This window comes from Pseudomonas sp. BT76 TE3572, from assembly GCF_050435365.1.
Classification (GTDB): Bacteria; Pseudomonadota; Gammaproteobacteria; order Pseudomonadales; family Pseudomonadaceae; genus Aquipseudomonas; species Aquipseudomonas fluorescens_W.
Map to the genome: position 1 here is coordinate 1,485,849 of NZ_JBNDKE010000001.1, position 21,936 is coordinate 1,507,784.

Here is a 21,936-nt window from a genome sequence, read left to right on the forward strand (position 1 = left end):
CTCACACCCCCGACAGTTGCAGCGGCAGTTCCCGCAAGCGCTGGCCGGTCAGGGCGAACACCGCGTTGGCCACTGCCGGCGCCGTGGGCGGCACACCGGCCTCGCCGATGCCACCGGGTTTGTCGCTGCTGGGCACGATATGCACTTCCACCACCGGCATTTCGTTGAGCCGCAGCACTTGATAGTCGTGGTAATTGGATTGCACCACCTGCCCATTCTTGAAGGTCAGTTTGCTGTGCAAGGTAAATCCGAGGCCGAACGTGATGGCCGATTCCATTTGCGCCGCGATGCTCATCGGGTTGACCGCAATGCCGCAATCCACCGCACACACCACCCGGTGTACGCGGATCGCCAGATTGTCCTGGGACACCTCGGCCACTTGCGCAACATAGCTGCCGAAAGACTCATGCACCGCGACACCCAACGCATGGCCGTCCGGCAGTGGCGCCTTCCAGTTGGCTTTCTCGACGGCCAGGTTCAGCACGCCAAGATGCCGTGGATGGTCCTTGAGCAAGGTTCGCCGGTACTCGACCGGGTCCTTGCCGGCCGCCTCTGCCAGCTCGTCGATCAGCGACTCCATCACGAACGCGGTGTGGGTGTGCCCTACCGAACGCAGCCAGAGCACGCGGATGCCGGTTTGCGGGGAATGCAGATCAACCTGGTGATTTGCCAACCCCTCAAGGTAAGGACTGTCGGCAACCCCTTCGACAGACGTCTTGTCGATGCCATTCTTGACCATGGTCGCTTCGAATGACGTGCCCGCCATGATCGACTGCCCGACCATCACATGCTTCCAGGCGATCGGCAGCCCGCCCGCATCGAGGCCGATGCGGGCCTGATGGAGGAACGCGGAGCGGTAGTAGCCACCGCGAATGTCGTCCTCCCGGGACCAGACGGTTTTTACCGGTGCGCCCGCTGCCTTGGCGACTTCCACGGCTTCTGCAACAAAGTCCGAGGTCGGATTGGCCCGGCGACCGAAACCGCCACCCAGAAACTCGGTATGAATCTCCACCTGCTCGGGTTTGAGCCCGGTGATTTTGCCGGCGACCATTTGATCCAGCGTCTGGAACTGGGTGCCGGTCCAGATTTCGCATTTGTCCTGGGTGATTTTCACGGTGCAGTTGAGCGGCTCCATCGGCGCATGGGCCAGGTACGGCACGCTGTATTCGACATCAATGGTCTTCGCCGCTTTCCCCAGACCCGCCGCGACATCACCGGCCTGACTGGCAGACGCCCCAGGGGTGGCGGCGAGTTTGCGGAAGCTTTCCAGCAGTTTCTGACTGTCGAGCCCGGTGTTTGGCCCCAGGTCCCAATCGACCTTCAACGCATCTCGCCCCAGCTTCGCCGCCCAGTAATGGTCGGCAATCACCGCCACCCCGGTGGGCACCTGCACCACTTTGTGCACGCCCGGAATCGCCAGCGCTTCGGCGCCTTCGAAGGATTTTACGCTGCCACCGAACACCGGCGAGCGCGCGACCATGGCGGTCATCAGGCCGTCGAACTGCACGTCCATGCCGAACTTGGCACGGCCGGTGATTTTTTCCGGGGTGTCCAGGCGCTTGGTCGGTTTGCCAATGATTTTCCAGTCCTTGGACTCCTTGAGCTTGATCGACGCCGGATCCGGTACCGGCAGCTTGCCGGCGTCATCGGCCAGTTCGCCGTAGGTGGCGCGTTGGTCGCCGGCAATCACTACACCCGATTCGGTGCGAATTTCGGAGGGCGCGACGTTGAAGCGTTTGGCCGCCGCGTCGATCAACATCAAACGCGCCGCTGCACCGGCCTGCCGGTAGCGGTCGAACTCCATCCAGGTCGAGGTGGACCCGCCAGTGATTTGCATCCCGCCAAACCCGGCCAGGCCATACTCGGCGGCCGAGGCCGGTGCATGTTCGACGCGGATCTTCGACCAGTCGGCGTCCAGTTCTTCGGCTATCAGCATGGTCAGGCCGGTCCAGATACCCTGGCCCATTTCCGAATGGCCGAGCAGCATGGTGACGCTGTTGTCATTGCCGATCCGTAAAAACGCATTGGGCGCGAACACATTGCCTTGATTCTCGGCGCCGATCGCAAAGCGATGGCCACCGGGGATGACAAACGCCACCACCAGACCACCGCCCAGCACCGCGCTGCCCTTGAGGAAACCGCGGCGTGACAGAGGATTGAGGCTGTTCATTGTGCGGACTCCCTTCAACATGGCATCAACCGATCTCGGCGGCGCGTTTGACCGCTGCACGGATCCGTGGGTAGGTGCCGCAGCGGCAGATGTTGCCGGAGAGCGCCTGATCGATGTCGCTGTCGGTGGGCTTGGGGATTTTCGCCAGCAACGCGGCGGCCGACATGATCTGCCCGGACTGGCAGTAACCGCACTGCACCACATCGAGTTCCGCCCAGGCTTGCTGCACCGGGTGCGAACCGTCGGTGGACAGGCCTTCGATGGTGAGGATTTTTTGCCCATTGGCCACCGCTGTGGCGGGCGTGATACAGGAACGCAGCGGCGCGCCGTCGACGTGCACGGTGCAGGCCCCGCACTGGGCGATGCCGCAACCGAATTTGGTGCCGGTCAGGTGCGCGACATCGCGCAGGACCCACAGCAGCGGCATGTCTGCGGGGACATCCAGCGCCTGGTCCTTGCCATTGATGTTGAGGGTCAGCATTGCGAATGTCCTCAGACTCACGGTGTTCTGAAGGGGTTCTCGGGAACCTCGGGTTATCCCTACAGCTAAGCGCAAATTGCCGGGCGAGACAGGTTCATCGACCACCGGTCACACGATGAAGGCGAACAGGATCGCGTTGTAGCAGCTGCCGAGCCCGCGAGGCTGCGTTCGGCGACGAAGTCGTCGTAAACCCTGCGAACGCAGTTTTCCTGGCACACCGCAGAGTCTGACTTCACGACGACTTCGTCGCCGAACGCAGCCTCGCAGGCTCGGCAGCTGCTACATAGAGCGGTTGGGGGCTTAGAAGTCGGTGGACACCGACAGCTCACGCCATGTCTGCAACTCATCGGCGACGAAGGCGTTCTTGGCTTCGATCGCTGCGACACAGTCGCTGCCCAGTGGTAAGCGCAGCGGGGCTTTTTCCGCTTGCACCAGGGTGATCATGGCCTGGGCGAGCTTGTCCGGATCGCCAGGCTGATTCAGGGTCACGGCCTTGGCAATTTTGCGCACCTCACCCGCCGTGCTGTCGTAGTCGGCAATCGAAGCCGGGGATTCGACCAGTGAATTGCCTTCGAGGAACTCGGTACGGAAATAGCCCGGCTCGACAATGGTCACGTTGATGCCCAGCGGTGCCAGCTCGGCGTGCAACGCCTCGCTCAAACCTTCGACGGCAAATTTGGTGGAGCAGTAGACGCCGAAGCCCGGCCCCGACCTGTAGCCGCCCACCGATGAGAGATTGATCACATGTCCACGGCGAGCCGCGCGCATGTGCGGCAGGACAGCGCGCGTGACATTCAGCAAGCCGAAGACGTTGGTTTCGTACACGCGTCGCACTTCATCGGCGCTGGCTTCTTCCACCGCGCCAAGCACGCCGAAACCGGCGTTGTTGACCAGCACGTCGATGCGCCCGAAGTGTTCAATGGCGGCGTTGGCGACCACGACGCCCTGGGCTTCGTTGGTCACATCAAGGGTGGCGGCCAGCAAGCCTGGCTGCTCGCCAAAACGCTGGGTGATGCTGCTGGCGTCACGAGCGGTGGCAACCACAGCGTCGCCATTGGCCAGCGCGGCGGCAGCAATCTTGGCGCCGATACCGCGAGAAGCACCCGTGATGAGCCAGACACGTTTGAAGTTTTGGGAGGTGGTCATGATCGCGAATCCTTGTAGGCAGTTGGGGTAAGCACAAGGTACGCAGGAACATTGGTCGGAAAAATTCCCTCGTGTTACAAGCACTATGAAACGCTCTTTCATAATGGCACCGATATGAATCACGATCCGTTTGATGGCTTGACCGAATTTCTCGCGGTCGCCGAGCACAAAAGCTTCACCCTTGCCGCGACTCGACTAGCCGTGACGCCCACCGCCGTCAGCCATGCGATCAAGCTCTTGGAACGGCGCACTGGCGTGCTGCTGTTTCAGCGCACCACACGCCGAGTGGCACTGACCGAAGCCGGCGCCAGTCTGTTTGCCCGCTTGCGTCCGGCGGCCAGTGAAATCGATGAAGCCCTGGCGGTGCTCAGCGGTTTTCGTGATCAGCCCATGGGCACGCTGCGACTCACGGCACCACGATTGTCCGGGGCATTATTAATGGAGCCGCTGATTCCGCTGTTCCGCGAGGCCTACCCGCAAGTCACTCTCGATATTTCCCTGGACGACGCCACGGTCGACCTGATGGCCGGCGGCTTCGATGCCGGGATTCGTCTGGGAGAGTCGATTGAAAAAGACATGATCGCGGTACGCCTGACACCTGACCTGCAATGGTCGGTGGTGGGCTCCCCGGCGTACTTTGCCAAGGCTGGCAAACCGGTCGTCCCGGAAGACCTGACCCGGCATCAATGCATCGGCTTTCGCTTCTCGACCTCCGGCAGCGCGCATCGCTGGGAGTTTCGCCGCGAGGATCGGGACTTCACCGTGGGCGTCGAGGGCGGCGTGATCGTCAATGACCGCCGGTTGTTGGTGGCGGCCGCACGCAGCGGTTCAGGCCTGGCCTATGCCTGTGATCTGGAGATTGCCGACGAATTGGCGGATGGACGCCTGGAACGGGTGCTGCAACCCTTTGTGCCACTCAGCTCTGCGTTGTACCTGTACTTTCCCAGCCGCACCCAGACGCAGCCGAAATTGCGGGCCTTTATTGATTTGGCCACCCGGTGGATCGCTGAAAAAGGAGGCCTGGGCCGTCGCTGAACCGGCGTCTTCAGGCCACAACGCCGACCCGATTTTTACCCAGCCGATGCTGCGCCAGAAGACGCATCACCCTAATCAGGGTTGTTTCACGTAAGCCGCGCTGTACTTCTGATACTCACCAAAACCGGTCACTTCAGCGGCACCGTTGAGCAACTGCAGGCGAAACAGCGGATCGCCCTTCGGGTCCTTTGCGATGACGAGGTTGCCGGCGAGCAATGGGTACTGATGATGGACCTCAACGGGTGGATCCTTGAGCTGAAAAATGCTCAGGTTGATGTCCGCCATCTCGGGGCCGTTGTCGATCCCCGGCAATACTTTGAGGGTCAACTCGCCGACACGCCGATCCTGGACATTGTTCACGAGGTAGCGCCCTTCTCGCTGACTGTCTGCTACCCGCTCAAGCTTTTGCGCGGCGACCTTGAACGCGGTCGGCCGCACATCGATGCTTAATTGACGAGAGCCGTTGATCCACGTGCCGGTCTGGCGGCCCTGCTCGTTCGGCGTGCCTTCGACAAACCAGTTGCCGATCATCTGACCATCGTCGTCCAGTTCACGCAGAACAATACCGCCATCCTCGTAGGTATTGCCCACCAGCCGGATCGGTTTACCGCTGCCGGTCTTGCTGTAGCGAACTTCGCCAACATAGACCCCCCCCTGAAGTTGCCACCACAGCTCAACGGGGATCTTGTTATCCAGGGTGCCGCGCAACATGACGGGCGCTTCACCGAAGGGCCCCTCGAGGCGACGATGCTCCGTCCACTGGCCAGACCTCAGCTCACGATCGGTAACGTCCACATAGCCATATGGCATGAACGGGTTGGCTTGCGACGGCTTTTGCACCACCTCTATTTTCTCGGCCACCTTCACAGGCCGGTTGTCCTGTATTTTCCAGGTTGCGCTCTGGCGCCAACAGCAACCGCTTTTGGACTGGGTGTGCAGGCTTTTGGTGACCGGGTCGATCTCGAACATGCCCAGATTTGCGTCACGGGTCAGCGCGGAAAAAGGCTTGCTCAACACGAGCGTCGGGCGCTCGGGATCGAACAGATAGATGTCGTAGGAAGGACCGCCATAGCCCGCGTCATTGCCATTACGTACGGCAAGATCTTGTTGCCCGTCGAAATTGAAATCGCGGAACAACAGCAGACTCTGATCGGCATACGCCAGGTTGCGGTCGAATTCCGAAGCTTTGTGGCCAGGCTTGAACAGGGCGAACGCTTCGGCTGACTGGATGCGCTGCAGCACCTGCCCGCCGGCTCTTTTGCGCAACGTAATCAGCGCGGGAGCGCCGTCGAAAGTCTGGCTGGGCGGCTGGGCAAACAGCACGTCAATCACGTATTTCTTCGCGGGGTCCGTGAGGTGATACGTGTGCGGTTCGGCGCTCACCGCAGCGGCGGCCAGCAGACAGGAGACAGCCAACAAACGAGGAATAACCATAATGCAGTGCGTCCTTGCGGCAAACCAGGTCCGCAGTCTAGCGGTTATCGGGTCATGCCGACATTGTTGATTCCGTCGCCAAAGGAAACTCTTTCAACTTGTCGATCTACGGTACGGCCAGACGACCCGAGGCTGACTACGCTGAAAGTCCAGCCTGAGTAATCCGTAGAGGAGCGACGCCATGCACCGTGTTCAAAAACTCACGCCCTGCCTGTGGTTCGACGATCACGCCGAGGAGGCCGCGAAGTTCTACTGTGCAATCTTCGATCATTCGAAAATCACCGCCACTACCTACTACGGCAAGGCCGGTCAGGAGATCCACGGTAGGCCCGAAGGTTCGGTGATGACGGTCAGTTTCGAACTGGACGGTCAGAGTTTTACCGGCCTCAACGGTGGTCCCGTTTTCACGTTCAATGAAGCAGTTTCATTTCAGGTCAATTGCGATACTCAGGAAGAAGTCGACCACTTCTGGGGGCGCCTGTCCGCGGGCGGACCCGCCGAGGCCCAGCAATGCGGCTGGCTCAAGGACAAATTCGGCGTGTCCTGGCAGATCGTACCGGTGGCCCTGATGGACATGATGAAAGACCCTGACACGGCGAAATCACAACGCGCCATGACGGCAATGTTGCAGATGAAAAAACTCGATATCGCTGCACTGCAACGAGCCTTTGACGGTGAGAGCTAATACACTTCGACGCTGACCTGCCGAGGACGCTGACCATGAAGCCCGCCGTTGCCAAAGACGCTGACAAAGCCCCGCGCTTCTGGCGCGACGACGCCCTGCCCTTCATCGAAGCCCGTTCCATCGCCGACGGCCGCGAGGTCTGCTACACCCGGCATTCCCACGAGCACTTCTCCATCGGTGCGATCACGGCCGGGCGCAGTACCTACCTCCACGAGCAATCGGAATTCCAGGTCAGTGCCGGCACCGTGGTGCTGATGAATCCCGGTGATGTCCACGCCTGCAATCCCATCGATGACCAACCGTGGTCGTACCTGATGCTGTACGTCGAGACACCCTGGCTGACCGATTTGCAGCACCAGCTCGGTTTCAGCCAGGACCTGGCGTTTCGCCGGTTTTCCATCACCCACACTCACGACAGCGAGCTGTTTGCCGGTCTGAAGGGTTTGTACGACGTGCTGGTCGATGCGCAACAAGACGTGTTGCGCAAGCAAAGTGCGGCCGTGGAGTTTTTCACCGACGTGCAGCAGCGGCTCAATCCGATCGATCAACCGCTGCGCGAGCCCAATTTCAAACTGGAACGGGCGGCCGATTACATCCGCGACAACTGCACGCACCTGCTCAAGCTCGAAGACATTTGCCAGGCGGCCCAGCTATCGCCGTCCTACTTGATCCGTGCGTTCAAGCAGCATTACGGCATGACGCCCCACGCCTTTCTGGTCAACCGGCGCATCCAGTTCGCCCGTGATCAGCTGCGCAGCGGCAAGCTGATCGCCGATGTGGCGCTCGAAGCCGGGTTCGCTGATCAGGCGCATTTTCAGCGAGCGTTCAAACAACATCTGGCGGCGACACCGGGGCAGTACCGCGGCTAAAACAACAGGTACACCGCGCTCGCCGCCAGCAGCAACGCCATGCTCCGGTTGAGCAGGCGCATGCCCGCCGGGTTACTCAGATAGCCACGTAGAAACGTCCCGGCATAAGCCCAGCAACCGACGGACAGGTAGCAAATCACCAGATACACCGCCGCAAACTGCCAGACCAGCCGCGCCTCGCCATCCGCCACAAACGCGCCCATGCCCGCCACACAGGCCAGCCAGGCTTTCGGGTTGAGCCACTGCATGACCGCGCCGTACAACATCGACGGCGCACGGCCTGACTCCTTCGCATCCAGATGCCCATTGTCGGCGGCCAACTTGAAGGCCATGTACAACAGGAACGCCACACCTGCCCATTGCACCACCTGCGTCAGCGCTGGCCATCGCTGCAACACCTCATGCAGCCCTAATCCCATCAACACCAACAACAGGACGAAACCCAACGTTGCCCCGGCTACATGCCGTTGACTGGCGCGAAAACCAAACTGCGCGCCGGAACTCAACGCCACGATGTTCACCGGCCCTGGGGTTATCGAGGCCACCAAGGCAAACGCCGCCATCGAGATAATCAGACTCATCACAGACCTTCTTCAATTCAGTTGAACGAGGCCTCAAGGTAAAGAGCGACCGGATGGCTGTATTGAACAAAACACCCCTCAGCTGTACCGCGCCCGACGTCCACCACTGTATGGGTCAAGCCACCCCACGCCTGTGATAAAAATACCGTTCCTGCTTTTGGAGCCCCGTCATGGACCTCGCCACCCTCACCCTGTTTCTACCGGCCTGCTTCGCCCTGAACATGGCGCCCGGGCCGAACAACCTGTTGTCGGTCAGCAACTCGACCCGCTATGGCTATCGCATCGCCTGTGTCGCCGGCATCGGCCGGCTGCTCGCGTTCGCCGGCATGATCGCTCTTGCGTCGGCGGGGCTGGCGGTGGTGCTGCAAACGTCGGAATTGTTGTTCTACGGGATCAAGATTCTGGGGGCGGCGTATCTGCTCTACCTCGCCTGGCAATTGTGGCGCGCCGATCCCGGGGCGGAAAACGTGGTGGCGGGCGCGCCGGTGGGAATGTTGGCGTTGGCGCGGCAGGAGTTCCTGGTGGCGGCCGGCAATCCGAAGGCGATCCTGATCTTCACCGCGTTCCTGCCCCAGTTCGTTGACTCGACCCATGCCGTATCGCCGCAATTCGCCGTGTTGGGCGCGTTGTTCCTGGTCCTGGAATGGATCGCCATCGGCGCCTACGCCTACATGGGCCTGCACATGCGCCGCTGGTTCGCCGAACCCCGGGGCAAGCGGCTATTCAATCGTTGCTGCGCGGGATTGTTGTCGGCGGCGGCTTCGGTGTTGCTGATGGCGCGGCGGGCCTGATTGGCGGGATCGCTGGAATTCCCTGTCGATTTTCCGGTGGAGGCGTTGGGCGACGCGTCTTATGCTCACCTCATGAACCTACAAAACGCTTTGCTTCCGCCCCACGCCGAGATGGTTCGCGCCATGCTCGAACGAGACACCGCCTACGAGGGGGTGTTCTTTACCGCGGTCAAAACCACCGGCATCTTCTGTCGCCCCAGTTGCACAGCGCGCAAACCGAAACCGGAGAACGTCGAGTTTTTCGCCCATGCCGATGAGTGCATGTCGGCGGGCTATCGCGCCTGTTTGCGCTGCAAGCCGCTGGACGCGGCGGCCATTGCCCCGGACTGGGTGCAGCGGCTGCTCAAATCCGTAGACGCCGACCCCGACCAGCGCTGGACCGACGCCCAGTTGCTGGCCGAGGGCATCGAGCCGCTGAAACTGCGCCGCTGGTTCAAGCAGCATTTCGGTATGACCTTTCACACCTGGCTGCGCACCCGACGCCTCGGCATGGCGTTGGGCGGGATTAAACAGGGCGATTCCATCGACAACGCGGCGTTCGATTCGGGCTACGAGTCCTTGAGCGGGTTTCGCGATGCGTTTCAAAAGTCCTTCAATATCACACCGGGTCGCGCCGCCAACAGCGAGCCGCTGCTGTTCACTCGCCTGACCACACCGCTGGGGCCAATGATCGCCATGGCCGAACGCCGTGGCTTGGTGCTGCTGGAGTTTCTTGATCGGCCAGCGCTGACCAAGGAAGTTGAAGAACTGCAGAATCGATACGGCTATGCGGTCGCACCGGGACATAACGCGCATTTGCAGCAGATTGAAGCCGAACTGACGCAGTATTTCGCCGGCAAACTCACTGACTTCAACGTTCCACTACACTTGCCTGGCAGCGATTTCGCCCAACAGGTCTGGGCCGAACTGGCGAAGATCCCGTACGGCCAGACCAGCACCTACGGCGCCATCGCGGCGCTATTAGGCAAACCCGGCGCCAGTCGCGCCGTGGGCCTGGCCAACGGGCATAACCGTCTCTCGATTGTCGTGCCCTGTCACCGGGTGATCGGCGCCGACGGCTCGCTGACCGGCTATGGTGGTGGACAACCGCGCAAGGCATTCTTGCTCAGGCTGGAAAAAGCGGCGGTGCAGATCACGCAACAACTCGCATTCTGATTACTTGCAGGTTTCTCAAAAAGTCATAAGGAAGGGCATTCGATGGACACGCTCGACAATCAATTTCACCAGTTGCACCAGGATGGCCTGCTGATTCTCACCAACGTCGGCGATGCCGCCGGGGCGCGAATCGTGGAGCAACTGGGCAGCAAAGCCGTTGCCACCAGCAGCGCGGCGGTGGCCTGGGCTCACGGTTATCCGGATGGCAATGCCCTGCCCCTTGAGCGCCTGATTTCAACGGTCGAGTCCATCGCCCGGGTGATCTCGGTGCCGTTGACCGTGGACATCGAGGCCGGCTACTCCGATGACCTGACGCGGGTGGCCGACCTCATCGATGCGGTGATTGCCGCCGGGGCCGTCGGGATCAATATCGAGGACGGTGCGTCCCCGCCCGAGCTGCTGGTGCGCAAGATCGAAATCGCTCGGCAGGTTGCCAGTCGCCGAAATGTGAAACTGTTCATCAATGCCCGCACTGATGTGTACCTCAAGAGCCTGGTGCCCGCCGAAGATCGCGTGGCCGAGACGCTCAAGCGCGCCGCGTTGTATCAGGCGGCCGGTGCCGATGGGTTGTTTGCTGCCGGGGTCACCGCCGAATACGAGATCGCTGCGCTCTGCCAAGGCACCACGCTGCCAGTCAACGTTCTCGGCCTGCCGGGCCTGCCGTCGCCTGAAGAGCTGAAAGCGCTCGGCGTACGCCGTTTGAGCGCGGGTTCACGCATCGCCGAGTTTCTTTATGGCGCCATGAGCGCACTGGCCAAGAGCTTTCTGGAAACAGGGACACTCGACAGCCGTGAGCTGAAGGCCTTCACCTATGGCGAAGTGAACGCCCTGTTGGCACCGTCCGGGAAAGCTTGACCCCATGCCCGACGCCTATCTGCCCGCCACCGAGTTTCTATCGTCCATTGATGAGGACTGGCGCCGCCACATCGCCGCCATCGGCCCTTGTCTGCATCAGCCCCATGCGGCTCGCGATCCTTATGAGTCGCTGGTGCGGGCGATTGCCTACCAGCAACTGCATGCAAAGGCCGGGGATGCGATTGTCGGTCGGTTGCTGGCGTTGTTTGGGACGGGCGCGTTCCCGAGGCCTGAACAGATTGTCGCGACTGAGTTCGATCAACTGCGCAGTTGCGGGTTTTCCGCCAGCAAGATCGCGACCATTCAGGGCATTGCCCAAGCGGCGCTGGACGGTGTGGTGCCGGATTACGCTGAGGCACTGGCCATGGAAGATGAAGCGCTGATCGAACGTTTGATCACCCTGCGTGGGGTTGGGCGCTGGACGGTTGAGATGTTGCTGATCTACAGCCTGGAACGGCCGGATATCTTGCCGGCCGATGACTTTGGCGTGCGTGAGGGGTATCGGCGGATGAAGGGGCTGGAGGTGCAGCCCAATCGCAAGCAGATGATTGAGATCGGGCTGGGGTGGAGTCCGTTTCGGACGGTGGCGGCGTGGTATTTGTGGCGAGTGCCGAAACCACCCCTCACCCCAACCCTCTCCCCAAGGGGTAGAGGGGGCTGACCGTGAGGATCTTGAGGTTTACATCGACCTGAAAGTATTTTGTTGAATCCATAATCGACTCGGTTTTTCAGGTCGATGAATATCTTCTTACACCTTGATCAGTCCCCTCGCCCCCTTGGGGCGGTCCGACGTTTCGGGAGGGTTGGGGTGAGGGGGCGATTTCAAAGCCCCGACTTCAACCGACTGAACGCCCGAATCAAAGCCCGGTTAAACGCCTTGCCATTGTCATTCTTGCTATACAACGAAGCCCTCACCTCAGCCGACGGGTACGTCCCTGGATCATTGCGAATCGCCGGATCAATCAAGCCGTCCGCCGCCGTAATCGCATTGGCGTAGTGGATGGTATCCGTGATCGGCGCAATCACCTCCGGCGTCATCAGATAATCCATCAACGCCAGCCCCGCCTGTGGATGAGGCGCATCCTTGGGAATGACCATCGCGTCGAACCAGATCAACGTGCCCTCCTTCGGTATCCGATAACTCAGCTTGAACGGCTTTTTCGCCGCCTCGGCCTGTCCGGCAGCGATGGCCACGTTGCCGTTCCACGACATGGCGACGCAGGTGTTGCCATTGGCCAGGTCGCTGATGTTCAGGTCATTGTCGAAGTAGCGGATGTAGGGCCGGATCTTCGCCAGTTGCTGCTCGGCCCGCTTCAGGTCATCGAGGTCCTGACGGTTGATGTCCAGGCCCATGTACTTCATGACCGCGGCGAAAACCTCGTTGGGATCGTTGAGCAAACTGACCCCGCAATCGGCAAATTTCGACACCACCGCCGGGTCGAACAGCATCGCCCAGCTGTCCCGTGGCGCATCGGGCAAGCGCTGCTTGATCGCCTGTTCCTGATAGCCGACGCCAGTGGTGCCCCAGGCGTAGATCCCGGCGTACCGGTTGCCCGGATCGAACACCGCCATGTGCTGGCGGAACTCGTCACCCACGCCGGCAAAATGCGGCAGCTGTTGCGGGTTCAGGGTTTGAATCGCACCACTCTGGATCGCCCGGGACAAATGCTGGCCGGCGGTCAGCACCAGGTCATAGCCGCTGCGGCCGGTGAGCAGTTTGGTCTCTACGGTTTCCAGGGAGTCGAAGTGGTCGGCCACCACGTGGATGCCGGTTTTCTTCTCGAAATTGGTCAGGGTGTCCGGGGCCAGGTACTCGCCCCAGATGTACAGATTGACCACCGGTTTAGCGGTGTCGGCGGCCTGCACACACAGGGGCGCGAGCACCAGCAGTAATGCTTGAGTCAGTTTGTGCAGGCCCATTTTCAAACTCCCTTTTTGTTGCAGGCACTGCCTGCGTACTGCGGCATGGTGATGCAGGCGACATTGCCGCCGCCGAGGAGGATTTCCCGGGAGTTTTCGATACCGACGATTGTGTGTTGCGGGAACAGTTCGGCGAGGGTCGCCTGTGCGGCCTGATCGTTGCGATCGCCAAACAGCGGCACCACGATTGAAGTGTTACCGGCGTAATAATTGATATACGAGGCACAGATTTTGGTCCCGGCCTGACGGGTGTGCGTGCTGTCTTGCTGATCCAGACCTTCGGCTTCTTCAGCGGTCCATTCCAGCACGTCCGGTTGCGGCAGCTTGTGCACTTTCAGCTCGCGACCACGGCTGTCGCGGGTGCTGCGCAGAATGTCGTAGGCCTCCTGGTAGATTTCCCATTGCGGATCATCGCGATTGTCGGTCCATTGCAGCACCACTTCACCGGGACGCACAAAGCAGGCGAGATCGTCGACATGGCCGTCGGTTTCGTCGAACTTGCAGCCACGTGGCAGCCAGATGATTTGCTCGGCACCGAGGTAATCGGTCAATCGCCGGGTGACTTCTTCCTTGCCCAAATGCTGGTTGCGATTGCGGTTGAGCAGGCATTGCTCGGTGGTGAGAATGCTGCCCTGGCCGTCGCTCTGGATACCACCCAGTTCAGCAATCAGCGGCGCGCGGTAGCGGTCGAAGCGTTCGATTTCGAGGATTTTGCTGGCGATTTGGTCGTCCTTGTCCCACGGGTAATAGAGGCCACCGTCGAGGCCGCCATAAGCGTTGAACTCGAAGTCCACGCCGCGCACCTCACCGCTGTCGTCATTGACCACAAAGCAGGGGCCACTGTCGCGGAACCAGGTGTCGTTGCAGGTCATTTCCACCACCCGCACTTGAGGCGGCAATTGGCGGCGAGCGGTGGCGAACTGCGCAGCGGAGGCGCACACGGTGACCGGTTCGCTGCGGGAGATGGCAGTGACGATCTGCACCCAGACTTTCTGCGCAGGCTTGGCGCCATTGCGCCAGACGTCGGTGCGCTCCGGCCAGCCGAGCCAGCAACCGGACTTGGTTTCGAACTCGCCGGGCAGGCGAAAGCCATCGAGTTTTGGGGTGGAGTCGAGCAAACGTGCCATGGTCAAACCTCATCAGCGGGGATTGGAATGACCACAGGCTACGGTCGCCGGCGCCCTCCTCGCCAACGATGATTATTTCGGAATACTTGAATTCAACTCATCAATCGATCAGCTGATCGTTGAACCATTCCAGCATCTGCGCCACTGCCGGGCGCTCCAACCGCACGCGCTCACACACCAACGCATATTGGCCGAGTGCCGTCATGCTGGAGGTGAACGGCCGGACCAGACGACCGCTGAGCAAATCCTCCTGAGCGGTCAAGTTATCGCCCATGGCCACACCCTGGCCTTGAGCCGCCGCTTCCAGCGCCAAACCGGCGTGGGCGAAATACAGTTGCCGTTCGGGGCGCTGATCGCCGGCATGGCTGGTGAGCCAGGCGGTCCAGGTCTTGCCGTCCTGATCGTCGTGCAGCAGACAGTGGCGTGCCAGATCCTTCGGGGTTTTCAAGGTGCCTTGGTTGAACAGACCGGGGCTGCACACCGGGAAGAACTGCAACGCCGGCAAGGGCCGGACGAAGTAGGCGCTGCTGTCCACCGGGCCGGTGCCGTAAGTGATCGCCAGGTCGATGTCTTCGCCCGGCGCCGTGGCGTCGATCGGTTGTTCGTAGAGGTGCAAGGTGATGTGCGGATAGCGCGCGTAGAAATCCGTCAGGCGACTCATCAACCACTTTTGTGCCAGCTCGGCAGTCACCGCCAGGCGCAACACCGCCAGTGATGACGGGTCACGCAACTCATCGCAGGCATCGCCGATCAGTTCGAAGGCCTGCTGCAAGCTTTGCATCAGGCGCCCGGCAGCCATCGTCGGGCGAATCTGCCGGCCTTCACGGATGAACAGCGTCACGCCCAATTGCTCTTCGAGCTGGCGAATCTGATGGCTGACCGCGCTGTCGGTGACGCACAACTCCGACGCCGCCCGGCCGAAATGGGCGTGACGGGCGGCGCATTCGAAGGTTCTGAGTGCTGCCAGAGAAGGCAGTCGTCGCATGGCAAAGGCTCCAACAGGAAGGCGCCCATGCTGCCCCGGTCATGGGTGGGCGTCCAGTGGGACTGCGTTATCGTTCTTCGCGAGCAAGTCGAGGGTCGCTGAAGGTCTAGGCTGTCTTGGGTAAGTTCCAGACCCGTCGGAGGTTCCCATGCAGCTCGAAGGCTCCTGCCATTGCGGCGCAGTGTCGTTCAATTTGGACAGCGCCCACCCCTACCCCTATCAGCGCTGCTATTGCTCAATCTGCCGCAAGACCCAGGGCGGTGGCGGTTATGCGATCAATCTGGGCGGCGATGCCGGCAGCCTGAAGGTGCGCGGTCGCAAGCACATCGCGATTTATCACGCACGACTCAAGGGCGAAGGCGATAAACGCGCCCACAGCAGCACCGCCGAGCGGCATTTCTGTTCTCTGTGTGGTTCAGGCTTGTGGCTGTTCAGCCCGGAATGGCCGGAGCTGATTCACCCGTTTGCCTCTGCCATCGACACCCCGCTGCCGGTGCCACCGGAGCACACGCACTTGATGCTCGGTTCCAAGGCGCCGTGGGTGGAAGTCGAGGCGCATCCCGGGGATCAGCAGTTCGACGTCTATCCCGAAGAATCCATCGCCGAGTGGCATGAGCGCTTGGGTTTAAGCCGCTAAGCCGGTTCACAGTCTTTGACAGTTTCCCGACAAAGCTGTCAAAGATTGCTGGCCGGCAGCTGCCTAGCATGGGCGCATCCAAACTCCCACGGGTGCTCCCATGTTTCGCTCGCTATCTCTGTCGTTGACTTCGCTTTGCCTGCTCCTTCCCTCTGACACTTTGCGTGCTGAAGACTGGCGCTACACCTTACGGGCCGGTGCAGCCAGCGTGCCCCGTTACAGCGGCAGTGACGAACGCGTGGTAGCGCCGCTGCTGGGCGGTGAAATCGTCAGCCCTTACGGATTCTTTCTGGACACTGAAAAGGGTCTGGGCTGGGCGTTTGACGAGGACGACTTCGGCCTTGGCGTGTACATCGGCGCCAGTGATGTGCGCAAGGATCGCAAGACCGGGTTCAAAGGTTCGGATGAGCTGAACGGCATGGGCTCGATCAAGTCGCGCCCGGCGCTGGGGCTCGACGGGACTTACCACATGGGGCCGATTATTCTCGGCGCGAGCTTTGAACATGCGCTGGAAAAAGACGATGAGGATCATGACACCGGCTCGGCGTGGAACCGGTTGAAACTGAGCATCAGCACGCCGCTTTATGAGGGTGACTATGGCAAGGTCGCAGGCAGCCTCAACAGTCTGTTTGGTGACAGCAATTACGTGCGCACCTGGTACGGCGTCAGCGATGTCCAAGCTTCGCGCAGTCGGTTCAGGGCTTATGACACACATGGCGGGCTGGTGAGTCGTGGGGCGGATTTGACCTGGACAGTGCCCGTCAATGATCAGTGGAGTGTTTCGACGGTGCTGGCCGTGCAATATCTGGCCAACGATGCGGCGGATAGCCCGATTGTTGAGCGGCGGATGCAGACATCATTGGCCAGCAAGGTTGTTTACAACTTCTGACCATGCGGTGTTGCAGATGGCCCTATCGCGAGCAAGCTCGCGAAGGGGCCAGTAAGAACAATACAAACTTAATCCTGATGCGCCCAGGTCATGCGAAATGACGCCCCGCCCCACGGCGAGTCCATAACTTCCACTTGTCCGCCATGGGATTGCGACACCCGCCGGACCAGCGCCAGGCCCAGGCCGAAGCCGCCAGTGCGGCGGTCGCGGCTGGCGTCCAGGCGCGAGAACGGCTCGAAGATTTTCTCCCGCCCGTCCACCGGCACGCCGGGCCCGTCGTCGTTGACCCGCACTTCGTAGTGATCACCGGTGCGCACCAACGACACTTCCACCCGCTCATCGGCATAACGGATGGCATTGCGCAGCAGGTTGATCACCGCCCGGGCCATGAAACGCGGCTCGATGCGAACCTCATCGACCTGACACTCGACAATCAGCAATTGCACGCCGGCGGCTTCAGCTTCCAGCGCGACGCTGCCGACCACGCTGTCGAGCCAACTGCTGGCCTGAATGTTTTCCCGAGTGATCACCGTGGCGCCGCGCTCGAGGCTGGCATAGGTGAGCAGTTCGGACACCATCTCTTCCAGCTCGCCGAGGTCGGCGTACATGTCGGCAATCAGTTCACGGTTTTGGGCCGGATCGGGTTGCTGCTTGAGTTGATCGAGCTCGAACGACAGCCGGGCAATCGGCGTGCGCAATTCATGGGACACCGCGTTGGTCAGCTCGCGCTGATTGGCAATCAGGCCTTCGATGCGGGCGGCCATCTGGTTGAAGTGGTCGGCGAGGTCACGAATGTTCGAACGCTTGGAGAGCTGAATACGCGCCGATAAATCGTTATCGCCAAAACGCTCCGCCGCCAGACGCAGCTTCTCCAGATCACGCCAGTGCGGCCGCACCCAGCAGAACAGCACAATCCCCAACAAGACTCCGAGCATCGAATAGGCGGCGATGATGTAGAGGGTATTCAGTTGGGTTTCGGCCGGCATCTCGATGCTGAGCAATTGCTGGCCATCGTCGATGCGCGAAATGAACCGGGTGTAACTCTTGCGCAACACCAGGAGGTTGTTGTCCAGTTCGGTTTTTTCCGCGTCGCTGAGTGCCAGTTGATCGGCATCCACCAAGCTGAGTTGCAGCCCGTAATGCGGTTGGAGCGCGGTTATCTCCTGCTCGCGCCCTTGCCTGTCGAGCGGTCGCAATTGTTCAACCAGCGAGTAGGCCTGCCCGCGAACGGCTTCGCGGTTGTAGGTTTTCAAACTGCCGTCGAGTAACGCGTTAAAGGTTCGGTCAACCAGCTCCAGCGAGCCCACCAGGCCGACCGCCAGGACGATAAACAGGCCGAAATAAAGACGCAGCATCTACAACTCCCAAGCAAACGGATTGAACAGGTAACCCTTGCCCCAGACGGTCTTGATGCACACCGGTTCCCGAGGGTTGTCCTTGAGCTTGCCCCGCAGTTTGCTGATGTAGACGTCAACGCTGCGGTTGAGACCGTCGAACGCGATACCGCGCATGCGGTTGAGAATATCGTCGCGGGACAGCGTCTTGCCGGCGGCGCTCGCCAACAACCACAGCAGTTCGAACTCCATGGTGGTGAGTTCGATACCCTCACCCGCCAGCCGCACTTCCCGGCAGCTGCGGTCGATGCTCAGATGGCCGAACTCCAGAGCGCTGCACACGCCGCTGTCCGGCGTTTGGCGACGTTGCAAGGCGCGCAACCGGGCCAGCAGAACCGGCGGTTTGATCGGTTTGATCACGTAGTCATCGGCGCCGGACTCCAGGCCGAGGATGTGATCAAGGTCGTCTTCCTTGGCGGTAAGAATGACGATCGGCGTGTCGGACACGCTGCGGATCTCGCGGCACACGTGCAGGCCGCTCTGGCCCGGTAGCATCAGGTCGAGCACGACGACTTTCGGTTTGAATTCGAGGAACGCGGCCAATGCGAGGTCGCCGCGGTGCACCTGCCGAACCTCAAAGCCATGTTGCGACAGGAAATGCGCGATCAGCCCGGCGAGCTTTTCGTCGTCTTCCACCAGCAGTACTTTGCCAAAACCCAGGTTATCCATAACGACCGTCTGCCAGCCCTTGCGTGAAGTGGCCGGCATTATGGCGTCAATCGGTGACCGGACGGTTATCGCAGGCAGCAAAAACCGGCCTCGGGGGCCGGTTTTCGGAGATGTTTCATTCTTTTAAGAGTTTTTAACAATTCACCTGCAAAGATCGCAGCCTCGTTTCACTCGACAGCTCCTACAGGAAATGCATTCCAATGTAGGAGCTGTCGAGTGAAACGAGGCTGCGATCTTTTGATCTTCACGCCACTGCTGGGACACCGCTGTGGAAACGAAACTCCACGTCCGGTGACTCGATCAGCTCCTGCTCGGCGGCGCGGACCTTGTCGATCACTTGCGCGATGTCCTTGGCGTCTCCGTACTGGTAGGCCAGTTTCAGGTAACCCTGGAAATGCCGGGCCTCGCTTTTCAGCAAGCCGAAGTAGAACTTGCCCAGCTCTTCGTCCAGATGCGGCACCAGCGCTTCGAAACGCTCGCAGCTGCGGGCTTCGATAAACGCGCCGACCACCAGGGTGTCCACCAATTTGACCGGCTCGTGGCTGCGCACCACCTTGCGCAGGCCCGAGGCGTAGCGCCCGGCGGACAGCTGACGCAGCCCGATCTTGCGCTTTTTCATCAGGCGCATGACCTGTTCGTGGTGCACCAGTTCTTCCCGGGCCAGACGCGACATCAGGTTGATCAGATCGACGTGGGAGTGATACTTGGCGATCAGGCTCAACGCGGTACTGGCGGCCTTGAATTCGCAGTTCTTGTGATCGATCAGCAGGGTTTCCTGATCGGCCAGCGCGGCTTGAACCCAGCCATCGGGGGTGCGGCAGCCGAGGAACTCGTGAATTTCGGGAAGGATCATGGGGCTCACGGATAAGAGGTTCAAAATCGAAGGGCGCCGATTATACCGGCCTGCCGGCAGACCACCAGTCGCGACCGTTGATATACATCAAGTCCCGAAAGGCCAACCAGCAACTATAGTTGTCCAACGCAGTATTTTTTACTTCATGGAGATCCCGATCATGCAAGCCATTCGCAGCATTCTGGTGGTCCTCGAACCTGAACACTCGGAAAGCCTGGCGCTCAAACGGGCCAAGCTGATTGCTGGCGTGACCCAGGCTCATCTGCATCTGCTGGTCTGCGACCGCAAGCATGACCACAGCGGCATGTTGGGCGTACTCAAGGCCGCGCTGATCGAGGACGGCTACAGCGTCACCACCGAGCAGGCGTGGAACGAAAGCCTGCACGAAACCATCGTCGATGTGCAGCAGGCTGAAGGCTGCGGCCTGGTGGTCAAACAGCATTACCCCGACAGTTCGCTGAAAAAAGCCCTGCTGACCCCGGCGGACTGGAAACTGCTGCGTTACTGCCCGACGCCGGTGCTGCTGGTCAAAACGTCGAAACCCTGGACTGGCGGGGTCATTCTGGCGGCGATCGATGTCGGTAGTACCGATGGTGAACACCGCACTTTGCACTCTTGCATTGTCGATCACGGTTACGACATCGCTAGCCTGGCCAAGGCCCATTTGCACGTGGTCAGCGCCCATCCGTCGCCGATGCTGTCGGCGGCCGACCCGACGTTGCAACTCAGCGAAACCATCGAGGCGCGCTATCGCGAACAGTGCAAGGCGTTTCAGGCCGAGTTCGACATTGATGACGAGCACCTGCATATCGAGGAAGGTCCGGCGGATGTGTTGATTCCGTTCATGGTCCACAAGCTGCAGGCGGCGGTGACGGTCATCGGTACCGTGGCGCGGTCCGGGTTGTCAGGGGCGTTGATCGGGAATACGGCGGAGGTAGTGCTGGATGCGGTGGAGAGCGATGTACTGGTGCTGAAGCCGGATGCGATCATGGACCATCTGGAGGAGATCGTGACGCAGCATTGAGATTTGCGGTGCCGGATAGATCGCCATCGCGAGCAAGCTCGCTCCCACAGGGGATTTGTGAATGCCACAGATCCAATGTGGGAGATTCTATGTTGCAGGGCAACCCTGCAACTTCAGGCCGGCTGGTATTCGCTCTGATTTTTCATCAGGGCAAATGCCACCCGACAGAGTTTCCGGGCAAGGGCCACCAATGCCTGGGTTTTCGAGAAGCCTCTTGCCAAATACGACTCGTAAAACGGTTTCCATTTAGCTGAGCGACAGGCTGCCATTGCGGCGTTGTAAGCCAACCGGCGTACTTCCGGATCCCCTTTTTTGCTCAGGTGCCGGGGGCCGTTCTTCTTCCCGGAGTCATCGACCGTAAGGTCCATCCCTAGAAACGCGATGAACGCATCACTATTGGCAAAATCACCGCGCATAAAGGTCGTCGCCAACCCGGTTGCAGTCAGTTCGCCAACACCTTCGATGGCTTTGCAGCGGTCGATATTCTCTTCAATTCCCGCCTCTTTGCTGACCTTGCGCAGCAGTTTCTGAATGGCCTGATCCGCTTGCTTGAAGGCCTTTTGCTGGGCGGCCTGCACTTTCTTCAACAAGGGTTCATTGGCCCAGCTCAGCATCAGGCCAGCATGGTTCTGGATCAGCGTTGCACGTCTGTGGAGCAGGCTTTTCAGCGAGGTGTAGGCCTTGGGTGGCGGGCTCCAGATCCGTAGTCCGTCTTGTTCGTTCGTCAAATAGCGCGCCAGCAGACGGGCATCGCAGGGATCGTTCTTGGCGCGCTGGCCGATGCCGCGGCGATAGTTGCTTACCCGATAAGCATCCACGACATAGACCTGGTGACCCATCGCATGGGCCAGCTCGACAGTGTCCAGGTGGTAGATGTTGGTGGCTTCAACGGCGATAGCGCTTTGGGCGGGCAATGTTTTAAGCCAGCGTTTAAGGGCTGTTCGATCGTTCTTGATGGCGTCAGTGGATTGCAGGTCGGAGCGATAGACAACTATTTCAGCCTTGGCGATATCGATGCCAACAACCGTCTGCGAAGTAAGGATTGTCATGACGAATCCTCGGAGCTAGGGTTTAAGAGCTTGTCGGGGTCTACCGTTGCGCTGGCTTGCCTCTATCGTCGGTTTTACCGATGAATTCCTTATCGGCGCTTTGGGTAGAAAGGGCGGGACGAGAAGTCTCCCACGGTCCGTACTGGCTAGAGTCGGAATCGAGCTTTTAGTCACGCCCACCCCTTCA

The 21,936-nt window shown here is 60.4% G+C and carries 21 protein-coding genes and 1 pseudogene; 10 read left to right on the plus strand and 12 right to left on the minus strand.

Annotation, left to right across the window (positions count from 1 at the left end; genetic code table 11):
• Window position 1: 1 nt before the first annotated feature.
• The 3 genes from ABH912_RS06635 to ABH912_RS06645 form a co-directional block, all read right to left on the minus strand.
• A complete protein-coding gene (locus tag ABH912_RS06635; protein WP_429510142.1) occupies window positions 2–2,170 on the minus strand; it encodes a molybdopterin cofactor-binding domain-containing protein in 2,169 nt (722 codons plus the stop codon).
• Window positions 2,171–2,195: 25 nt separating this feature from the next.
• Window positions 2,196–2,651 carry a (2Fe-2S)-binding protein gene (locus ABH912_RS06640; RefSeq protein ID WP_046052829.1) on the minus strand — a complete coding sequence of 152 codons (456 nt, stop codon included), beginning with the start codon at window positions 2,649–2,651 and terminating at the stop codon, window positions 2,196–2,198.
• Between the two features lie 300 nt (window positions 2,652–2,951).
• Entirely contained in the window at window positions 2,952–3,797 is an 846-nt protein-coding gene (locus ABH912_RS06645) for an oxidoreductase (RefSeq protein ID WP_429510143.1), read from the minus strand.
• Between the two features lie 114 nt (window positions 3,798–3,911).
• On the opposite strand from ABH912_RS06645, the gene ABH912_RS06650 reads away from it, so the two are divergent.
• Complete coding sequence (locus ABH912_RS06650) at window positions 3,912–4,832, plus strand: LysR family transcriptional regulator (protein ID WP_429510144.1); 921 nt, start codon at window positions 3,912–3,914, stop codon at window positions 4,830–4,832.
• 75 nt (window positions 4,833–4,907) lie between these two features.
• Here ABH912_RS06650 and ABH912_RS06655 read toward each other — a convergent pair whose 3' ends face one another.
• Window positions 4,908–6,266 carry an XAC2610-related protein gene (locus ABH912_RS06655; protein ID WP_429510145.1) on the minus strand — a complete coding sequence of 453 codons (1,359 nt, stop codon included), beginning with the start codon at window positions 6,264–6,266 and terminating at the stop codon, window positions 4,908–4,910.
• 181 nt (window positions 6,267–6,447) lie between these two features.
• On the opposite strand from ABH912_RS06655, the gene ABH912_RS06660 reads away from it, so the two are divergent.
• Window positions 6,448–6,951: a VOC family protein gene (locus ABH912_RS06660; RefSeq protein WP_033054588.1), complete on the plus strand. Its 504-nt coding sequence runs from the start codon at window positions 6,448–6,450 to the stop codon at window positions 6,949–6,951.
• A 35-nt stretch (window positions 6,952–6,986) separates the two neighbouring features.
• Window positions 6,987–7,820, plus strand: a complete 834-nt coding sequence (locus tag ABH912_RS06665; RefSeq protein ID WP_429510146.1) for a helix-turn-helix domain-containing protein — start codon at window positions 6,987–6,989, stop codon at window positions 7,818–7,820.
• On the opposite strand, the gene ABH912_RS06670 is transcribed toward ABH912_RS06665, so the two are convergent.
• Entirely contained in the window at window positions 7,817–8,401 is a 585-nt protein-coding gene (locus tag ABH912_RS06670) for a LysE family translocator (RefSeq protein ID WP_429510147.1), read from the minus strand. The genes ABH912_RS06665 and ABH912_RS06670 overlap by 4 nt on opposite strands.
• A 170-nt stretch (window positions 8,402–8,571) precedes the next feature.
• Between ABH912_RS06670 and ABH912_RS06675 the strand changes: the two genes are divergently transcribed.
• From ABH912_RS06675 to ABH912_RS06690, 4 genes are all read left to right on the plus strand, one after another.
• The gene (locus ABH912_RS06675; RefSeq protein ID WP_429510148.1) at window positions 8,572–9,192 is read left to right on the plus strand and encodes a LysE family translocator; all 621 of its coding nucleotides are present in this window, start codon (window positions 8,572–8,574) and stop codon (window positions 9,190–9,192) included.
• A gap of 72 nt (window positions 9,193–9,264) precedes the next feature.
• On the plus strand, window positions 9,265–10,347 hold the full coding sequence (locus ABH912_RS06680; protein WP_429510149.1) for a bifunctional transcriptional activator/DNA repair enzyme AdaA: 1,083 nt from the start codon (window positions 9,265–9,267) through the stop codon (window positions 10,345–10,347).
• Window positions 10,348–10,389: 42 nt separating this feature from the next.
• Window positions 10,390–11,202, plus strand: a complete 813-nt coding sequence (locus ABH912_RS06685) for an isocitrate lyase/PEP mutase family protein (RefSeq protein WP_429510150.1) — start codon at window positions 10,390–10,392, stop codon at window positions 11,200–11,202.
• 4 nt (window positions 11,203–11,206) lie between these two features.
• Complete coding sequence (locus ABH912_RS06690; protein WP_429510151.1) at window positions 11,207–11,863, plus strand: DNA-3-methyladenine glycosylase family protein; 657 nt, start codon at window positions 11,207–11,209, stop codon at window positions 11,861–11,863.
• 161 nt (window positions 11,864–12,024) lie between these two features.
• Here the strand turns inward: ABH912_RS06690 and ABH912_RS06695 are convergent, their stop codons facing one another.
• From ABH912_RS06695 to ABH912_RS06705, 3 genes are all read right to left on the minus strand, one after another.
• The gene (locus ABH912_RS06695; protein WP_429510152.1) at window positions 12,025–13,122 is read right to left on the minus strand and encodes an extracellular solute-binding protein; all 1,098 of its coding nucleotides are present in this window, start codon (window positions 13,120–13,122) and stop codon (window positions 12,025–12,027) included.
• Between the two features lie 2 nt (window positions 13,123–13,124).
• Window positions 13,125–14,249: an agmatine deiminase gene (gene aguA, locus ABH912_RS06700; protein ID WP_429510153.1), complete on the minus strand. Its 1,125-nt coding sequence runs from the start codon at window positions 14,247–14,249 to the stop codon at window positions 13,125–13,127.
• 100 nt (window positions 14,250–14,349) lie between these two features.
• Window positions 14,350–15,234, minus strand: a complete 885-nt coding sequence (locus ABH912_RS06705; RefSeq protein ID WP_429510154.1) for a LysR substrate-binding domain-containing protein — start codon at window positions 15,232–15,234, stop codon at window positions 14,350–14,352.
• Between the two features lie 148 nt (window positions 15,235–15,382).
• On the opposite strand from ABH912_RS06705, the gene ABH912_RS06710 reads away from it, so the two are divergent.
• Both ABH912_RS06710 and ABH912_RS06715 read left to right on the plus strand, forming a co-directional pair.
• Window positions 15,383–15,871, plus strand: coding sequence for a GFA family protein (locus ABH912_RS06710; protein WP_429510155.1), 489 nt, complete (start codon window positions 15,383–15,385; stop codon window positions 15,869–15,871).
• A 100-nt stretch (window positions 15,872–15,971) separates the two neighbouring features.
• Entirely contained in the window at window positions 15,972–16,760 is a 789-nt protein-coding gene (locus ABH912_RS06715) for a MipA/OmpV family protein (protein WP_429510156.1), read from the plus strand.
• Between the two features lie 68 nt (window positions 16,761–16,828).
• On the opposite strand, the gene ABH912_RS06720 is transcribed toward ABH912_RS06715, so the two are convergent.
• The 3 genes from ABH912_RS06720 to ABH912_RS06730 all read right to left on the minus strand — a co-directional run bounded on the left by ABH912_RS06720 (window position 16,829) and on the right by ABH912_RS06730 (window position 19,676).
• Window positions 16,829–18,115: an ATP-binding protein gene (locus ABH912_RS06720; protein WP_429510157.1), complete on the minus strand. Its 1,287-nt coding sequence runs from the start codon at window positions 18,113–18,115 to the stop codon at window positions 16,829–16,831.
• Entirely contained in the window at window positions 18,116–18,823 is a 708-nt protein-coding gene (locus tag ABH912_RS06725) for a winged helix-turn-helix domain-containing protein (protein ID WP_429513061.1), read from the minus strand.
• Window positions 18,824–19,067: 244 nt separating this feature from the next.
• Complete coding sequence (locus ABH912_RS06730; RefSeq protein WP_046052842.1) at window positions 19,068–19,676, minus strand: tRNA-(ms[2]io[6]A)-hydroxylase; 609 nt, start codon at window positions 19,674–19,676, stop codon at window positions 19,068–19,070.
• A gap of 160 nt (window positions 19,677–19,836) precedes the next feature.
• Here ABH912_RS06730 and ABH912_RS06735 point away from each other — a divergent pair, with 160 nt between their 5' ends.
• Window positions 19,837–20,700 carry a universal stress protein gene (locus ABH912_RS06735; protein ID WP_429510158.1) on the plus strand — a complete coding sequence of 288 codons (864 nt, stop codon included), beginning with the start codon at window positions 19,837–19,839 and terminating at the stop codon, window positions 20,698–20,700.
• 87 nt (window positions 20,701–20,787) lie between these two features.
• Here the strand turns inward: ABH912_RS06735 and ABH912_RS06740 are convergent.
• Window positions 20,788–21,749: pseudogene (locus ABH912_RS06740) on the minus strand (IS110 family transposase).
• Window positions 21,750–21,936: the final 187 nt, after the last annotated feature.

Bases quoted from the DNA above. Each gene is read 5' to 3' on its own strand.
- ABH912_RS06635 (WP_429510142.1), bottom strand. From the start codon at position 2,170: ATGAACAGCCTCAATCCTCTGTCACGCCGCGGTTTCCTCAAGGGCAGC.
- ABH912_RS06640 (WP_046052829.1), bottom strand. From the start codon at position 2,651: ATGCTGACCCTCAACATCAATGGCAAGGACCAGGCGCTGGATGTCCCC.
- ABH912_RS06645 (WP_429510143.1), bottom strand. From the start codon at position 3,797: ATGACCACCTCCCAAAACTTCAAACGTGTCTGGCTCATCACGGGTGCT.
- ABH912_RS06650 (WP_429510144.1), top strand. From the start codon at position 3,912: ATGAATCACGATCCGTTTGATGGCTTGACCGAATTTCTCGCGGTCGCC.
- ABH912_RS06655 (WP_429510145.1), bottom strand. From the start codon at position 6,266: ATGGTTATTCCTCGTTTGTTGGCTGTCTCCTGTCTGCTGGCCGCCGCT.
- ABH912_RS06660 (WP_033054588.1), top strand. From the start codon at position 6,448: ATGCACCGTGTTCAAAAACTCACGCCCTGCCTGTGGTTCGACGATCAC.
- ABH912_RS06665 (WP_429510146.1), top strand. From the start codon at position 6,987: ATGAAGCCCGCCGTTGCCAAAGACGCTGACAAAGCCCCGCGCTTCTGG.
- ABH912_RS06670 (WP_429510147.1), bottom strand. From the start codon at position 8,401: ATGAGTCTGATTATCTCGATGGCGGCGTTTGCCTTGGTGGCCTCGATA.
- ABH912_RS06675 (WP_429510148.1), top strand. From the start codon at position 8,572: ATGGACCTCGCCACCCTCACCCTGTTTCTACCGGCCTGCTTCGCCCTG.
- ABH912_RS06680 (WP_429510149.1), top strand. From the start codon at position 9,265: ATGAACCTACAAAACGCTTTGCTTCCGCCCCACGCCGAGATGGTTCGC.
- ABH912_RS06685 (WP_429510150.1), top strand. From the start codon at position 10,390: ATGGACACGCTCGACAATCAATTTCACCAGTTGCACCAGGATGGCCTG.
- ABH912_RS06690 (WP_429510151.1), top strand. From the start codon at position 11,207: ATGCCCGACGCCTATCTGCCCGCCACCGAGTTTCTATCGTCCATTGAT.
- ABH912_RS06695 (WP_429510152.1), bottom strand. From the start codon at position 13,122: ATGGGCCTGCACAAACTGACTCAAGCATTACTGCTGGTGCTCGCGCCC.
- aguA (WP_429510153.1), bottom strand. From the start codon at position 14,249: ATGGCACGTTTGCTCGACTCCACCCCAAAACTCGATGGCTTTCGCCTG.
- ABH912_RS06705 (WP_429510154.1), bottom strand. From the start codon at position 15,234: ATGCGACGACTGCCTTCTCTGGCAGCACTCAGAACCTTCGAATGCGCC.
- ABH912_RS06710 (WP_429510155.1), top strand. From the start codon at position 15,383: ATGCAGCTCGAAGGCTCCTGCCATTGCGGCGCAGTGTCGTTCAATTTG.
- ABH912_RS06715 (WP_429510156.1), top strand. From the start codon at position 15,972: ATGTTTCGCTCGCTATCTCTGTCGTTGACTTCGCTTTGCCTGCTCCTT.
- ABH912_RS06720 (WP_429510157.1), bottom strand. From the start codon at position 18,115: ATGCTGCGTCTTTATTTCGGCCTGTTTATCGTCCTGGCGGTCGGCCTG.
- ABH912_RS06725 (WP_429513061.1), bottom strand. From the start codon at position 18,823: ATGGATAACCTGGGTTTTGGCAAAGTACTGCTGGTGGAAGACGACGAA.
- ABH912_RS06730 (WP_046052842.1), bottom strand. From the start codon at position 19,676: ATGATCCTTCCCGAAATTCACGAGTTCCTCGGCTGCCGCACCCCCGAT.
- ABH912_RS06735 (WP_429510158.1), top strand. From the start codon at position 19,837: ATGCAAGCCATTCGCAGCATTCTGGTGGTCCTCGAACCTGAACACTCG.